Below are 15,101 nucleotides of genomic sequence, written 5' to 3'. Positions count from 1 at the left end.
GCGGCTTTTTTCTTTTGCGAAGACCAGGGCGCGACGGTGCATCGTGTATCCAGTTGACACCAGGCCGCGGAGCCGCCCGGATCGCAAGGCGCCGCGGCCCATGGCCGCTCCACGACGAAGCGCCGCGTATCCATGCGGCTACGCAAGCGAGACGCAACGCAGCGAGGCGGGATGGATCGGCGGCCGAGCTACGGCCTCAGCCAGGCGCTGCCAAAGATGACGTAGATCGCCGGATTGTCCGGCCCGAAAGCGACGTCAAGCCCGGCGTGCAGCCCGTAGCGGCGGGCGATTTCGTAGCGGAAGCCGGTCCCGCCGGTAACCACCGTAAGGGTGTTGTCGAAGCTCTCGAAATCATTCCAGGTGGCGCCCGAGCCCGCGAAGCCGATCAGGCTGAAGCGCTTCCAGAACTGCCAGCGCGCCTCCGCCTCGACATCCGCCACCTCCTCTCCCTGATAGCGCAGCACCGCCGCGCCGCGCAGTGTGATGAAGGGGCGCATGTAGAACGGGGTGTCGCCGAAGGAGAACACTCCGCGGCCACGCACTCCCAGCGTCAGGTCGGACCGCAGCGACCACTGGTGGATCAGGATCAGGCCGACACGCTGGAAATCGGCATCACTCCCCAGGGAATCGTCGTACAGGCTCGCGCTGCCTTCGAAGAAGGTGCCCTTGTTGGGGGTGAAGAGGTTGTCGCGCGAATCGAAGGTGACGGCCGGAGTGATTCCGCCGATGCGGGAGACATTCTCGAGGTCGGGTAATCCTCCGCCCGCCTCCCGGAACTCGACTCCCATGTCGGCAAGGACGTAGGTCATGCCCGCCCATACGCGCGAATTGCCCAGCCGGTACTTGCCCCGCACCAGCCCGCCGACGGGGGCGAGGTTGTAGGAAAGCGGATCGTCCCGCAGGGCATCGTCCTCGCCGATGCCGTAGAAATCGAGATTGATGGAGCCTTTCATGAGGCCGACGAAAGTCTCGAACCGGTCCTTGTGCCAGCGGCGCAAGTCGCCGGCGAGCAGGGACCAGGTATCGTTCTGCGTGGCGAGCCCGCCGACCATCGTGACGTTGGGACGTCCCAGGCCCGGCTGGTCGTCCGCCGGATTCTTCTTGATGAAGGCCAGTCCGCCCGCGGCCCCGTAGCCGACCGCCGGCTCGGTGATCGGGACCAGGAGCGGAAAGAAGCCATAAGGCCGGTCGAGAAAGCCGCTGACATCCAGCCAGCCGTCTTCGGGATCGCGGAACTTGGATTCCTTCGCGGCGGAGGCAGGTTCTTCCTCCGCTTCGAGCCGCGCGCCCGACAGGAAGAAGGCCGCCAGACAGCATCCGATGCCCATCCACGTAGAAAGGGATCTCATGCGCCGTTACCCAAGCTGCTTGTGTTGCGTATCAGAAATCGAGTTAACACCGAGGCGTCGAGCCACCCGGATCGCAAGGCGCCGCGGCCTATGGCCGCTCCACGACGAAGTGCCGCGTACCCAAAGCGGTACGCGAGCGAGACGCAACGCAGCGAGGTGGGACGGATCGACGGCCGAATGTAACTCGATTCCTGATACGCGACACTACAGGCCGAACTCGGACTTCTTGAAGAGGGGGCGGTAGTCGTAGGCGGCCAGGGCGGCGGCTCCCCCCTGCTCGCGGTCCACCAGGCAGAAAACAGCGGCGACTTTGAGGCCCGCCTCCTCGACGGCGCGGATGGCGTCCAATGTCGATCCGCCGCTGGTGACCACATCCTCGAAGATGACCACGCGGCTGCCGGCGGGAGGAGGGTTCTCGATGGCGCGGCGGGTGCCGTGCGATTTCGCCTCCTTGCGGACCAGGAAGGCGGCGATCGGCTTGCCCTTCATGTGGGACAGGGCCGTGAGGTGCCCGACGATTGGATCGGCCCCGATCGTCGGCCCTCCAACCGCCGCCACCTCGACGTCGAGCGCCCCGATCGCTTCCCAGAGGAGCTCTCCGATGAGCGACACTCCCTCGGGATGGAGGGTGGCCCGCTTGCAGTCGAAGTAGACGGTGGAGCGGGCGCCGGAGGCGAGGACGAAATCGCCCCGCAGGACGCACTTCTCCGCGATCAGGTCCCTCAGGCGCTGGCGGGGTGTCATGGCGGGCGTACTATAGCGGATGCCCGCGGGCGGTCACAACCCTTTTCGGGTGTTATACTTTTTCCATTCTATGTCCCGGAAAACGACCCTCGAATCGACCCTCTTCCTGGGTTTCCTGCTCGCCGCCCTTTCCTTCCCCGGCGCCCTCCGGGGCAAGGACTACGAGATCAACGTCGACAAGCCGACGCCTGACTGGCGGGAAGGTCCGGTGCGCTACATCATCAGCAAGGACGAGGACAAGGCCTTCAAGACACTGAAGACCGAGGATCAGAGGAAGGAGTTCATCGACATCTTCTGGAGGCGTCGCGACCCGACGCCGGAGACCGATTACAACGAGTTCAAGGAGCGCTACCGCAACCGCGCCCTCGATGCCATTCGCCTTTACGGGGAAACTGCCATGCCGGGATGGAAGACCGACATGGGAAAGATCTACATGCTCATCGGCCCTCCCGACGAGATGGTGCGCGATCGGGTCGCCCGCAGCCATCGCGGCACGGTCATGTGGATCTACCGCAATCCCCCCTTCCCCGACCTGGCGCCGAACACGGTCATCGCCTTCGCGCAGGACCCGACGGGTGAGTACGTCCTCAGCAGCAGGCCGACCTGGGACTCGGACGTGGCGCACGGCATCCGCCTGATGGGGCCGAAGGCCACCGATCCGGAGAACAACTACCTGATGGTCGCCGGGAAGGACCCGCTCCTCCTGGGGCAGGGAGTTCCCTTCTCGCAGGGCGAGTTCGAGACCCAGTTCATCTACGGGCGCATGCAGCAGCTCCCGCCCAAGGATGCCGCGATCCTGCACGACGTGGTGACGGCGAAGACCAGCTTCGAGGTCTTCCCGATCCGGAGCCGCTACTCCTTCTTCCGGACCCCGAACCAGCAGCAGACGCTGGTTGCGGTGACCCTGGCGATCCGGACGACCTCGGTGCAATACCAGAAGGTGGGCGCCAAGGAGCAGCCCGACGTCGACCCGTTCGGGAAATTCGTCGATCAGGACCATCCGGAAAACCAGGTGGCCATCTCCGACGACGACGTCTTCGCCGCCGCTCCCCTGAACGCCGATGCCGGGCTGGATGACTACCTGCTGTTCCAGGCGCTGGTGCCGTTGAAGCCGGGGCGTTATCTGGCGGTCTACGGAGCGCGCGACAACGTGGCGGCAAAAGTGGGGACGTTCCGGGAGCAGATCGTCGTGCCGGATCTCTCGGCGCAGGACAAGCTGGCCCTCAGCAGCGTCACCTTGGCGCAGAAGCTTTCACCCGTCTCGCGGGAGCCGGCGGAGAGCGCCGCGAAGTTCTCCCCCTTCCGCTTCGGCGCTCTCGAGATCGTGCAATCCGGCGTCGAGGACTTCAAGAAGTCGGGCTCGTTGAACCTCTATTACCAGGTCTACAACGCCCGCAAAGACGACGCCGGGGCCGCGAGCCTGGATGTCGATTACGACTACTTCGCCATCCGGCCTTCGGGGGACGTGCCGCTGGGCAACATCCATGTCGGTCCCTCGCCGTCCCTCGTGCAGGCCTACTCTCTCCCCCTCGATCGCTTCCCGGTGGGACCGTACAAGCTGCGCATCACGGTGACCGACCGGAACCAGGGGATCAAAGCCTCCCAGGAAGTTCTGTTCAACGTCGTGCAGTGATCGCCACCCATCCGCCGGTGTCCGTTTCGTAATCAACCCCCTCTGACCCGACCTTCCCTGGCTTCGGTCTTGTCCGGAGAAGTCACGGGCATACATTCTTCTCATGGCAGCGAGCAATGCCGCCAGCGGTTCTCGGGAGTGAAGGATGGAAATCCGGAAAATGGCGGCGGCAGCGGTGCTGCTGGCGGGCTTCATGACGCCCGCTGCGGCGATGGGGGTGTTTCGGCGCCCCACTCCCTCCCATCCGGCGCGGCGCGTCATCGTGGTGAGGCGTCCCCGGGCCATGGCCTCACCCGTTCTCATCGCAGGACGCCCGCATGGTGCGATCGATCTCGATGTCGCGCCACGCGAGACGCTCGTCTGGGTGGACGGGACGCTGCGCGGCAAGTGCGATGATTTCGACGGCGTGCCGTCGAAGCTCTACCTGCTCCCCGGAATCCACACCCTCGAGCTGAAGACCCCCGCCGGGGAAGAGCACCGGGAAAAGCTGCGCATCGTGGCGGGGCAGGAGATCAATCTCTGCCTGTCGCCGGAGTAGCCGCCGGAACGCCCTCAACCCGGAAGCGGTAGATCCCCACCCCATACCCCGGAAGGTCCAGCGCCAGCCGGTTGGACCCGAGCTTCGCGGGCGCCGCGGCGAAGAGACGCTTGCCCGGCTTCCGATCGTGCCGGTAGACCAGCTTCTCGGCCGCTTCGATCGTCCCGCCCGATAGCAGCTGGAATTCCACGCCCGCCACCGGGTGCGGCGACGAGTTGGCCACCATCAGGATCCATCCCTCGCCGGCACGCTTCAGAATCGAGTCGACTCCTTGCGCCTCGCCCGTCAGGCGGTAACGCAGCGGGTTGAACTCGGCGCGGGTCAGGAATCCGGTCTGTTTCTCCAGGGTCGCCAGCTCCGCCGCCGCGGGGAGCAGGACGCCGGTCCAGTAGGGATCCTCCGGCGTCAGCAAGGTGTCTTCGCCGTCCTGGTAGAAGAGAAATCCGGTGACTCCGTTGGCCACCGATGCGAAGAGCATGTAGCGGAGCTGATCACGATTGGGACGCATGGCCAGCAGCTCGGCGGCGTTGTGCGGCGCAAAGCGATAATGCGGGTCATTCTTATCCAGAACGATCTTGCCGCTTCCCCCGTTGACCAGCATCCAGACAGGCTTGATCTGCCGGCCGCCCTCTCCGGCGACGTCGTCGGAAAGACGGCGCGCTTCATGGCGGATACCGTTGATGCTGGTCTGCGGATACATCGACATGACGCTCCCCAGCGCGCCCGGCGGCGCGTTTCCCCCGCGCCGGAGCACCGACACGATGTCGAAGGCTTCAGAGCGGTGGAAGCGCCTGAGGTCGTCCCATCCGTAGGTGTTGTAAAAGACGCCGCCCGGCATGTCGCTCGCGAGGATCTGGACCGGATCTTCCGCCGGGCGCAGGCGGGCTCCTTCGCGGTGGATGCGGCGGGTGGAGGCGATCATGTCTTCCAGGTCTCCATGGACCTGCGGATGACCGTTCGGCTCGTCCACCCAGACCATGCCGCCCGGCTCCTGCAGGTAGCCGGGATGGTACGAGCCGCAGTCAGGACAGAGCCTGCAGTAGGTGCAGTCCGAAGGATCGGCCGTCTCGCACCGCGTGCAGGCCGGATCCACCATCCACGGAAGGGTCATGGCGTTGAAACCGAGCGCCTTCTTCTCCGCCATCAACTGGGGGCCCCCTACCAGATTGAAGACGCGCTCGGCCGCCAGCCCTGGGTAGGTCATCCCCTCGGGCAGCCAGTACAGGCCCAGCCCGAAGAAGGGCTTGCCGGCCCGGATGGCAAAGGCCAGCTCTCCCGCGTCCCGCCGGACGGGAGGCGGCGTCGCGTTGGAGCGTGCCAGTCGCAGATCATCGACCTGGATCGTGCCGGTCCCGAAAAGCTGGACGAGAAGCATCAGCTTCAGCCGCGCATCGCCTCCGGCGTCGGCGGCTCCCGCATAGGCTTCGCGCGGGGGCGTTGTGAAGCGCATCGTCCGCAGGGCCCAGCGGGTCGTTCCGTCCGCAGCCGGGTAGGCTCCCGAGGGAAAGCCACGGCCGGCCTGGTTCCCGTCGGGAGGGTAGATCCAGAAGAACAGACCGCACTCCTGTCCGAAACCGAAGGGATAGGCCGTTTGCGAGATCAGATTGATCCCTCGCACCCAGACGGAGAGGTCGTAGGTCGTCTGGTAATCGAGGCGAAGCCACTGCTCCAGCTGAAGGCCGTAGCCCGCTTCACCTTCCGGCGCCAGGGTGATTTCGGCCACGCGCGATCCTTCCGGCGCTCCCGGGACGGCGACGGATCGCAGGCGCGCTCCTTTTGGCAAATCCTGCGGCGCCGTCCATCCGGACGGCATCTCGCCGTTGACAACTTCGAAACCGCCGTTTTGCACCAGGTTCCTTTCGAGGGGAGGCGGGGGGACGACGCGCGATTCGGCACCCTCCGGCCGCGGTGGTGATGGAGCCGGCGGCGCCGGCATGGCCGGATCGGCGGCGCGACGGACGCAGGCCGTGCAGAGCAGCACGATGAGCAGCGCCGATCTCGCGGCCGGCGATTCGAGGAGCTTCCTCAACGGCATCGGACCGGATGCAGCGCGCCGGCGACGACCTCCGCCTCCGACAGGACCACCTCGATGCGGCAGCCGGGCGATTCGAGCGCGGCCGGGGCGGCGCTGATCGTCCCCGCCGGCTCCGTCGCATACGGAACGGTCAGCCGGAACCTGCCATCCGAGCCGGCCACCGCGCGCGAGCGATATTCGAAGCGGCGTCCGCTGTTCGTGGTCACCGGAACGCGCAGCCTCACCTCTTCTCCGGGAGCCACCTTCCCCTCCAGGATGACCCCGCGCACGCGCTCGAAGATTTTCACGGTCGAGTCCTGGAGGTCCTCGTCGCTTCCCGCCGCGGAGCCGCGCCCGGGCGCAGGCGACTCGTGCGCGATCCGGAAGCCTTCGAGCGCCGGAACGAATTGACCCGCGGCCTCGCTCTCGGAGCCATCGGCCAGCGCCAGCCTCAGCCCGAATGTCCGATAGGAGCGCGGCGTGAGGGCGGCGGGCCCTCCGGCGGACCGGCGGACGTACTCTTTCGGCGGGGCATTGATCAGGCGGGCATACTCGGGAAGCTTCTTCCCGGTTTCATGAATCAGGACGTAGCGCAGCACGTTGCGATCCATCGCCTCGCGCGCCTCGGCCTCGGTTTCGGCCAGGAAGATGCGCGCCGATTCGAAGATCGGCTTCTCGTGCCACGGGGCGAGGCTGAACGGGTTGCAGAAGTTCGGCCGCTGCCCGATCGCGGTGATCCAGTGGCCCAGGGTAAAATCGGCCAGCACCCCGTACTCGGGCTTCCTGTCGGGCTCCCAATAATAAGAGGTGGGAGGGGTCCGGTCCCGCAACCACTCCAGCGACGGAGTGATGCGCGCCAGGACCGGGTCGAGATCGCCGGGAAGCGAGTGGATCGAGGCCCGCAGCAGCGGGGCGAGCGGGGCCAGGAACAGCGCGGTCGCCAGGACCGCCCAGCTCCAGCGCGCCACCGGCCGCTTGAACCAGCGCTGCACCGACTCCAGCCCGCGACGGAACGCCCACAGGAGCATGATGCAGTAAGGGACCGCCAGGTAGTTCAGGAACCTCGCCTGCGTGGCACCCAGCGCGGCGGTGAAAAGCACCAGCGCCAGGAGGCAGTTCAGCCGGGCGTCGTGGAAGCGGTCGCGTATCAGAAAGCGCGTCAGGAGCAGCAGGGCGAGGGGCGCGAGGTAGATCAGGAGCGAAAAGCACTGCACCATCGTGCCCGGCGGCAGCTTCCAGATCGGCGTCGACTCGGCCTTCAGCGCGATCACCCGGTCCTGGCGCGTCAGGAACTGGAAGCCGGCCGTGCCGGCTCGCAGGATCCAGACCGCCATGCCCATCAGGAGCGTCACCGCCACCGCTCCGCCCGAGGCGCGCAGGATGGCGCGGCGGCGCCCGGCGGCGAAGATGATTTCCGACAGCGCCGGCATCAGGAAGGTGGCGATCGCCAGCAGCGCCGGCTGGTACCAGGAGAGGAGCAGGAAGGTGAAGGTCCTGCGCCCTTCTCCGGGGGAGACGATCACCAGCGGCACCAGCAGCAGCGAGCCCCAGAACAGCACGCGCAGCGCGCTGCGGCCGGCGCTCGATTCCCCGCGGCCGTGCAGGCGATCCAGCGTCATCTGGCCCAGCGCGAAGATGGCGATGAAACCGGCGAACAGGATCGATCCGGTCCAGCAGAAGGTACCGAGCGCCAGCGCCACCCCGCCCCAGAACGAATAGCGGCTGCCGGGATCGTCGCGCAACGCGCGCAGGAAGAACAGAATCGCGCAGCCGAAGGCCGGCATCTCCATCACGTGATGGTCCAGCTGGCCGACGGTGGAGACCGCCTGCTGCGCCGGCAGGAAAGCGAACAGCAGCGCGGCGCCGAAGGCCTCCCAGCGGCCGCGCCCCAGGATCTCCTCCGCGACAAGGAGCGTCACCACCGCGCCGGCCGCCCCCAGGATCGGGATCACCAACGCCGCCGCGGCCTCGGTGCGGTGCGGCGAGGGGTTCCCCAGTCCGGCCACCCAGCAGAAGGCGGCCACCAGCAGGTCGAAGCCGGGCGGCCAGACGATGGCCGCCCCGGCCGGAAAATTCACGTAGGCATCGAAGGCGGGGGTCTTCGGGAACTGGTGCAGCGTGAGGAGAATCCTGCGCAGGTGATAGTAGGGATCGTCGGAGCCGAACAGCACACGGTCGCCCACCAGGACCTCGCGCACGTTGCGCAGCCGCAGGGCGAGCGCCACCCCGTAGACGATCAGGGCGCGGCCCAGGAGCTTGAGACGCCTCACCCGAGAAGACCCGGCGAGCGCAACAGGAGGGCGACGACCTGGGCGAGGGCCCGGCCGCGATGGCTCACCTGCCGCTTCACGGCCGGCAGCATCTGCGCGAAAGTGAGATGGAGATTCGGCTCGTAGAAGAGGGGATCGTATCCGAAGCCGCGATCGCCCTGGGGCTCGCGCAGGATGCGGCCTTGCGCCTCGCCGCGGAACGTCGCGGCGATTCGTCCCTGCGCGGCGAGCGCGACGACGGCCACGTAGCGCGCCGCCCGGCGCTCCTCCGGCACATCACGCATCGCCTGCAGGAGCTCCCGGTTCCTGCCGGCATCGTCGAGGCCTTCCCCGCCGTAGCGGGCCGACAGCACTCCCGGGGCGCCACCCAGCGCCTGCACCTCGAGGCCGGAGTCGTCGGCCAGCGCCGCAAGCCCGGTGGCGCTCGCGTAGTGCAGCGCTTTCAGCCGCGCGTTCGCCTCGTAGCTCTCGCTGCCCTCGACGCAATCGGGAATTCCGGGAAAATCGAGGGCGCCGAGGATCTCCCAGTGCAGCGGCACGAGCGCCTCCGCGATCTCGGCGAGCTTCCCGGGATTGCGCGTCGCGACGAGAAGCTTCATTCCATCAGCGCGGGGAGGAAGGCGGAGAGCAGCTTGCGCTGCGCCTCGAACAGCCGGTCGATCCCGTCGTTGGCGAGCTCCAGCATCTTCAGCATCTCCTCCTGCGTGTAGGGGGTCTTCTCCGCCGTCCCCTGCACCTCGACGTAGCGGCCCGCGGAGGTGCGGACGATGTTCATGTCCACCTCGGCGCGGGAGTCCTCCTCGTAGCGCAGGTCGAGGCAGGCCGTTCCCTCCACGATGCCGACGGAGATGGCCGCCACCAGCCCCGCGAGCGGCTTCTTGTAGAGCTGGTCGCGCTCTTTCATCTTGCGGAAGGCGAGCGCCAGGGCCACGAAGCCGCCGGTGATCGAAGCGGTCCGCGTCCCCCCGTCGGCCTGGATCACGTCGCAATCGACCCAGATCGTCCGCTCTCCGAAGGTCGTCAGGTTGGTGATGGCCCGCAGCGATCGCCCGATGAGGCGCTGGATCTCCTGCGTCCTGCCCGAAGGCCTCCCCTTCGAGGCTTCCCGCTGCGTGCGTACGTCGGTGGCCCGCGGGATCATTCCGTATTCGGAGGTGACCCAGCCCTGCCCCTGGCCCCGCAGCCACTGCGGCACCCGGTCCTCGACGCTGGCGGTGCAGATCACCTTGGTGTCGCCCAGCGTGATGAGGGCGGAGCCTTCGGCGTACTTGTTGACCGACGGATCGATGCGCAGCTCCCGCATCTGTCCCGGGGCGCGCGTGTCTTTTCGCTGATACATCAGCCTTCTCCCGTGATTTCAACCTGCTCCAGCCGCTCGAGGGGCCTTCCCAGGAAGCGCGACCCGACCTGGGCGAAGCGCCTCGACGAGTCGGTGACATAGAAATGATGCCCGGCATGGGCGGGACCCGGCGGCGCCAGCAGCCCCTTCGCCTCGAGCAGCCCTGCCGTCTCCTCCGCCGCGGCTTCCGCCGAGTCGACGAGCGCGATGTCGCCGCCGAGCACCGAGCCAATCACCCCTTTGAGCAAGGGGTAGTGCGTGCACCCCAGCACCAGCGTGTCGATTCCCTCGCCCGCGAAAGGAGCCAGATAGCGGCGGGCGGTCAGCAGGGCCACCTCCCCTTCGGACCAGCCCTCTTCGGCCAGCGGCACGAACAGCGGGCAGGCGGCCGAGACGACGTGGGCCTCGGGCCGCAGCCGGCGTATCGCGTCGGCGTAGGCGCCGCTTTGGATCGTGGCCTCGGTGCCGATGACGCCGATCCTCCCGCCGCGGCTGAGCCGGCAGGCGCGCCGCGCTCCGGGCTGCAGCACCCCGAGCGTGGGGACCGGGATCTCGCCTTCCAGCGCCGGCAGCGCCAGGGCCGAGGCGGTATTGCAGGCGACCACCAGCGCCTTGATGCCGCGCTGCAGAAGAAAGCGCGCCGACTCGCGTGTGTAGCGCGTGACCGTCTCGGGCGACTTGGTCCCATACGGAACGCGCGCCGTGTCGCCCAGGTAGAAGATCTGCTCGACGGGCAGCCGGGCCGAAAGCGCACCGAACACCGTCAGCCCCCCGATTCCCGAGTCGAACACCCCGATGGGACGCGAATCCACGCTCAATGTCCCGCCGTGCCGCGGCTCACGAGCGACATGTCGGGGGCGTAGCTGCGCCGCAAGTCGAGGTGCTCTTTCAAGGTGTCGCGCTCCTCGCCTTCCACCAGAATCCTGACGCGCCGGATCTCGGGGAAGTTGAAGGTGAGGGTGTCGACCAGGGAGAAGACGGTGGCAATCTCCGCCGCCGAGCCGCCGGGATGGCCGTCCACGAAGGCCCGCGAGAAATCGACGTAGGCCGTTCCGTCCGGACCGAGAAAGATCTCGCGCACCTCCGATGCCGCGGGCAGGGTCGGGAAGAGATCGGTCTTGGGCCCGTCCACCAGCTCGCGCACCGCCTGCCGCGCCTGGTCGGTCACCGTGGGCGTCAGGAAGATCTTGCGGGTCTCCGGCACCAGGTCCTCGCCGTCGGGCGACTGGAAGAAAAGGGTGATCTCGCGCTGGTTGCCTTCCTCGGCGGGCGCGGGGCTGCGGGACAGCGCCGGTGTCTCGGGCGAGGCGGCCTCGGCACCGGTCGCCGCGGGCGGCGGGTTGGCGGCGCGCCGCGAGTCCTTGCGCCAGAAGAGCGACATCCCCACCAGCAGGACGGAGATTCCGGCCGCGGTCAGGAGCACCCACTTTCCCGACCACCTCATCGGATCCCCAGCTGTTTCTCGGAGCGCTCCTTGAAGGCGGCCACGCTGTCCACGATCGCCTGGGCGATGCGGTCCTTGTAGCCGTCCTGCTTGAGACGATCCTCCTCCTCGGGGTTGGTGATGAAGCCGATCTCCACCAGCACCGCGGGCATGGTGGCCCCCATCAGCACCTTGAAGGGGGCCTGCTTCACGCCGCGGCTCTCGATGCGCAGCAGATCATTGAGATTCTGCTGGATGGCCTCCGCCAGCCGGCTGCTCTCGGCGAGGTACTGCGACTGGGCGAGGTCCCACAGCACCATGCCCAGCGCGGTGTCGGTCTTCGGATTCTCCACGCCGAGGGTGTTGTTCTCCAGGGCCGCGGCGGCGCGCGCCTCGTCGTCGGTCGCCTGATAGGAAAGGAAATAGGTCTCCGCCCCGCGCGCCTTGTTGGCCGGAGAGGCGTTGACGTGGATCGACAGGAAGAGATCGGCGCGTTCGTGATTGGCAATCGCGGTGCGGTCGTCGAGGCCGACCTGCCGGTCGGTGTCGCGCGTCAGGATGACGTGCACCCCCAGGCGTTTCAGCAGCCCCGCCTGGATGCGCTTCGCCATGTCGAGGGTCACGTCCTTCTCGAGCAGTCCCGTCGGGCCCTTGGCTCCGTTCTCCGATCCTCCGTGCCCGGCATCGACCACGATGACCTGGATTCCGGGGGCCCGGGACGGAACCGAAACCGGTCCTCGGGGCGCGGGCTCGGAGCCGGGCGGTTGAACCTGGTCGATTGTCCCGGCCGGCGGAGCCGCCGGAGCGGGCGCGCGGGTGGGTGGCGTCTCCGCGTCGGGCGAATCCGCCGCGGCGGCGGTCTTCCTCTGGAACTCGAGGATCAGGCGGAAGGGGGCGCTCATCTCGAAGCTGCTGACGGAGGCGAACTCGGGGCCGGTCGTGAAGATCAGCTCCGTCTGACGCGAGCCGCGATCCAGCTTGAAGTGATCGAGCGCCGGCTCGTCGACCCGCTTCGACTTGAACGGTATCGATTTGAAGGAACCCATGACGGTGACGATGACGTGCCCCGAGTCCTGGCGGACCTCGTAGTGCGGCCGGCCGGCGAATTCCAGGATGACCCGGCTACCGTGGGCCGCGCTCTGGAGGCGGACCGCGACCTCGTCGTCGCCCGGAGATTGCGAAGTGGCCGGAGCAGCCAGCAGCAGCACCGGCAGTGCGAACAGGAGAGACTTGAGGCGCAAGGAGCCCTCGCGAGGGGCCCGGCGCCTCGTCCCGGGCTGGGCGGGGCGTCCGGAGCGGTGGCGGACCGCTGACGTTAACCCGGGGGGAACCGGAAAGGCAAGCCGCCGGCGGAGCGCCTGTGCGACCAGACGCCCGCCGGCGGGTTGAGCGGATGGAGCAGAGCGTCAGGGACTAGGGAGTCGGCTCGCCCGGATCCACGTCGTTGCGGCCGTGGGTCCGGATCTGCCCGCGAATCTCGCCGCCGGGAAAGTCGCCCGCACCGGTGTTCTGGGGATCGATCCCGTCGTTGGTGTGGACGTTCACGTAGGCCCCGCCGTTGCGCATCGATTCCAGGAGGACCGAGAGGCTCTGGCCGGCGAGGGGCCCGACCAGGTTGGCCGCCGTGGCGGTTCCCTGGGAAAGGATGCCGCTCGACGGACCACCGCCGGGCGCCAGCGGCCCCGCCAGGAAGAGGACGACCGGCCCGTTCACCCCTTCCAGTCCGATGTGGATGTGCGAGGCGATGACGTTGTCGATGTCATCCACGATGAGTTTGTAGCTGAGCGTGGTTCCGTCGGCGCTCAGCCGGAAGAGCACCTTGCCGACCGCGTCGGTGGTGCGTGGAGGGACCTCGTTCGCACCAATCAGCTTCGCGCTGAACTCCACCCCTTTGGGTGCCGCGCTCCCGGGAGAAGAGAGGGGTCGTCGCATAGAGGCATCGTCATCTTGGCGCAGTCTTGACAGCACCTCGAAGGAATTCCTATCCTACGGCACCATGATCAAGAAGCGGATCGCCTATCTGGGGCTCGGCCTCATCCTCGTCGGCGTGCTGGTGCTCGTCTTCGGCGCATTCGGCTATTACTCGCAGCAGGATAGGCAGCTGGAGCTCGGCGCCTTCGATGCGAGCGTCGAGTTGCCCGAGCCGGGGCACGCGCGGGCGTGGACCAGCGGCCTCCTCCTGACCTCGGGCGCCGTCCTGGTGGGCCTGGGGTTGCGCAAGCGCTGAAAGCCGTTCGGCAATCGCCCTCGTCAACTCTTCCAAGAGGAGCTTCCGATGACACGCTTTCTGATCGTGACCGGAATCGCGCTCGGACTGATGTCGGCCATCGTCCTTCACCCTGGCAAGGGGCCGGTCGATCCGCAGGCCGGGCAGCCGACGATCGATTCCAGGTGCCCCGCGGTCTATGCGCCGGTGATCTGTGACGGCGGTAAGACCTATCCCAACCTGTGCTACGCGGAGCAGCACCACGCCAAGAACTGCGTGCCGCTCGGCGTTTAAGCCCTCGCAAAAGCAAAAACGCCCCCGGCGTCACCTGCGGGCGCCGGGGGCGTCGTCGTTTCGCGTCGGCTCGGACTCTTACTCGCCCGCCTCCTTGGCGATCTTCTCCAGGCTCAGCCAGCGATTGGTGCCGCAGAAGACCTGATGCTTGCGGGTCACCGGCTCCGGATCCGGCCCCGCCACCTCGAGGTTTTGTAGATCCGCCAGGGCCTCCAGCCCGATGCCGCGGAAGGATTTCAGGACCCTTTCCAGCATCAGCCCGGTGGAGCGGAACGCCAGGAGCGTGGAGAATTGCATCGTGTAGCCGAGCCTGCCGAGCTGGGCACAGGTCAGGAGCGTCCCGGCGCTCTTCGCCTTGCCCCAGTGCAGCGAGGGCGACAGGTTGAAGCCGAGGATCTGCTGCGGATAGTACTTGTGGATCGCCTCCGCGAATTCCTGCGGGCCGTCGATCAGCGTGTCGTTGAACTCCGGCCACAGCACGTCGATTCCCAGCGAGGCCGCTTCCAGTCCGCGGTCGATGGCGTTATCGATGCCCGCCTCGCGTCCGCCGGGCTCGGCCCCGTCGACGGCGTCGGTGCGCGCGATGACGACCGCGTCGATGCCGGTCGCCTGCGCCGCCGCCTTCACGGCGATCAGCTTCTCGATCCAGCGGCGCGTCGACACCAGCACCTTGGGCCGCTTCTTGCCGTGGTGCGCGATGACGTGGCCGCAGGTGCGCTCGGCCGGATCCTGGTCCTCCAGGTGGACGCCGGCCGCGCCGGCGCGGATCAGCTCGCGCGTCAGGGTGAAGGTCTGGGTGGGCCCGCCGAAGCCGGCCTCGATGTCGGCGAAAATGGGCGGCACGTTGAGCACCTCGCCGCCGCTGTCGTAGAAGTGGGTGTCACGGGTCCCCTCGATGCCGCGGGTCAGCTCGCGCACCAGCTCCACCATCGAATGGGACGGATAGATGCCGATGTCGGGGTACATGCTGTGCGCCACGGCCAGCTGCCAGCCGCTGGCGTAGAGGGCATCGAAGCCCAGGCGGGTCATCATCGAGGCGGTCAGGGCGTCGTAGGCACCCGCGGTGTGCAGGTAGCTCTGCTCCGGCCGGCTGGCGCGCTGCGCGAAGCGCTCCCGCAGGAGTATTCGCAGCTTCAATGACGGGTGGATTTCCTCCGGAGGGGCGAACAGCTTGCCTACCTCCAGCGCGGGATACTTCCAGGTCTTTCTCGCCGGCTCCGCGACCACCGCGGCTTCCGGCTCCAGCGTTCCGACTTCTCTCGAGCTCATCTCACGACCCCCTTTTCGTTAT

At 67.5% G+C, this 15,101-nt stretch carries 15 protein-coding genes; 4 read left to right on the top strand and 11 right to left on the bottom strand.

The window, feature by feature from the left end:
* Positions 1 to 188 precede the first annotated feature (188 nt).
* Positions 189 to 1,349: a hypothetical protein gene (locus VFW45_07735; GenBank protein HEU5180668.1), complete on the bottom strand. Its 1,161-nt coding sequence runs from the start codon at positions 1,347 to 1,349 to the stop codon at positions 189 to 191.
* Positions 1,350 to 1,553: 204 nt separating this feature from the next.
* On the bottom strand, positions 1,554 to 2,093 hold the full coding sequence (pyrE, locus tag VFW45_07730) for an orotate phosphoribosyltransferase (protein ID HEU5180667.1): 540 nt from the start codon (positions 2,091 to 2,093) through the stop codon (positions 1,554 to 1,556).
* 70 nt (positions 2,094 to 2,163) lie between these two features.
* On the opposite strand from pyrE, the gene VFW45_07725 reads away from it, so the two are divergent.
* Both VFW45_07725 and VFW45_07720 read left to right on the top strand, forming a co-directional pair.
* The gene (locus VFW45_07725) at positions 2,164 to 3,726 is read left to right on the top strand and encodes a GWxTD domain-containing protein (GenBank protein ID HEU5180666.1); all 1,563 of its coding nucleotides are present in this window, start codon (positions 2,164 to 2,166) and stop codon (positions 3,724 to 3,726) included.
* A 145-nt stretch (positions 3,727 to 3,871) separates the two neighbouring features.
* On the top strand, positions 3,872 to 4,264 hold the full coding sequence (locus VFW45_07720; GenBank protein HEU5180665.1) for a hypothetical protein: 393 nt from the start codon (positions 3,872 to 3,874) through the stop codon (positions 4,262 to 4,264).
* Here VFW45_07720 and VFW45_07715 read toward each other — a convergent pair.
* From VFW45_07715 to VFW45_07680, 8 genes are all read right to left on the bottom strand, one after another.
* Positions 4,239 to 6,299, bottom strand: coding sequence for a hypothetical protein (locus VFW45_07715; protein ID HEU5180664.1), 2,061 nt, complete (start codon positions 6,297 to 6,299; stop codon positions 4,239 to 4,241). The genes VFW45_07720 and VFW45_07715 overlap by 26 nt on opposite strands.
* On the bottom strand, positions 6,290 to 8,548 hold the full coding sequence (locus VFW45_07710) for a hypothetical protein (protein HEU5180663.1): 2,259 nt from the start codon (positions 8,546 to 8,548) through the stop codon (positions 6,290 to 6,292). The genes VFW45_07715 and VFW45_07710 overlap by 10 nt, the downstream gene beginning before the upstream one ends.
* On the bottom strand, positions 8,545 to 9,147 hold the full coding sequence (locus VFW45_07705; protein ID HEU5180662.1) for a non-canonical purine NTP pyrophosphatase: 603 nt from the start codon (positions 9,145 to 9,147) through the stop codon (positions 8,545 to 8,547). Before VFW45_07705 ends, VFW45_07710 begins: the two co-directional genes overlap by 4 nt.
* Entirely contained in the window at positions 9,144 to 9,887 is a 744-nt protein-coding gene (rph, locus tag VFW45_07700) for a ribonuclease PH (protein ID HEU5180661.1), read from the bottom strand. The genes VFW45_07705 and rph overlap by 4 nt, the downstream gene beginning before the upstream one ends.
* Positions 9,887 to 10,699: a glutamate racemase gene (gene murI / locus VFW45_07695; GenBank protein ID HEU5180660.1), complete on the bottom strand. Its 813-nt coding sequence runs from the start codon at positions 10,697 to 10,699 to the stop codon at positions 9,887 to 9,889. Before murI ends, rph begins: the two co-directional genes overlap by 1 nt.
* Positions 10,700 to 10,701: 2 nt before the next feature.
* Positions 10,702 to 11,331, bottom strand: coding sequence for a GerMN domain-containing protein (locus tag VFW45_07690; GenBank protein HEU5180659.1), 630 nt, complete (start codon positions 11,329 to 11,331; stop codon positions 10,702 to 10,704).
* Positions 11,328 to 12,551, bottom strand: coding sequence for an N-acetylmuramoyl-L-alanine amidase (locus VFW45_07685; GenBank protein ID HEU5180658.1), 1,224 nt, complete (start codon positions 12,549 to 12,551; stop codon positions 11,328 to 11,330). The genes VFW45_07690 and VFW45_07685 overlap by 4 nt, the downstream gene beginning before the upstream one ends.
* A gap of 172 nt (positions 12,552 to 12,723) precedes the next feature.
* A complete protein-coding gene (locus tag VFW45_07680; GenBank protein ID HEU5180657.1) occupies positions 12,724 to 13,242 on the bottom strand; it encodes a CHRD domain-containing protein in 519 nt (172 codons plus the stop codon).
* Positions 13,243 to 13,306: 64 nt separating this feature from the next.
* Here VFW45_07680 and VFW45_07675 point away from each other — a divergent pair, with 64 nt between their 5' ends.
* Positions 13,307 to 13,537, top strand: coding sequence for a hypothetical protein (locus VFW45_07675; protein ID HEU5180656.1), 231 nt, complete (start codon positions 13,307 to 13,309; stop codon positions 13,535 to 13,537).
* Positions 13,538 to 13,585: 48 nt separating this feature from the next.
* On the top strand, positions 13,586 to 13,810 hold the full coding sequence (locus VFW45_07670; protein HEU5180655.1) for a hypothetical protein: 225 nt from the start codon (positions 13,586 to 13,588) through the stop codon (positions 13,808 to 13,810).
* Positions 13,811 to 13,888: 78 nt separating this feature from the next.
* Here VFW45_07670 and VFW45_07665 read toward each other — a convergent pair whose 3' ends face one another.
* Positions 13,889 to 15,079 (bottom strand): isocitrate lyase/phosphoenolpyruvate mutase family protein, encoded by a 1,191-nt coding sequence (locus tag VFW45_07665; protein ID HEU5180654.1) that lies wholly within the window; start codon positions 15,077 to 15,079, stop codon positions 13,889 to 13,891.
* Between the last annotated feature and the right edge of the window lie 22 nt (positions 15,080 to 15,101).

This window comes from Candidatus Polarisedimenticolia bacterium (genome assembly GCA_035764505.1).
In the GTDB taxonomy this organism is placed as follows: Bacteria; Acidobacteriota; Polarisedimenticolia; order Gp22-AA2; family AA152; genus AA152.
The sequence above is the reverse complement of the archived record's forward strand: the minus strand, read 5'-3'. Positions and strand labels throughout refer to the sequence as shown.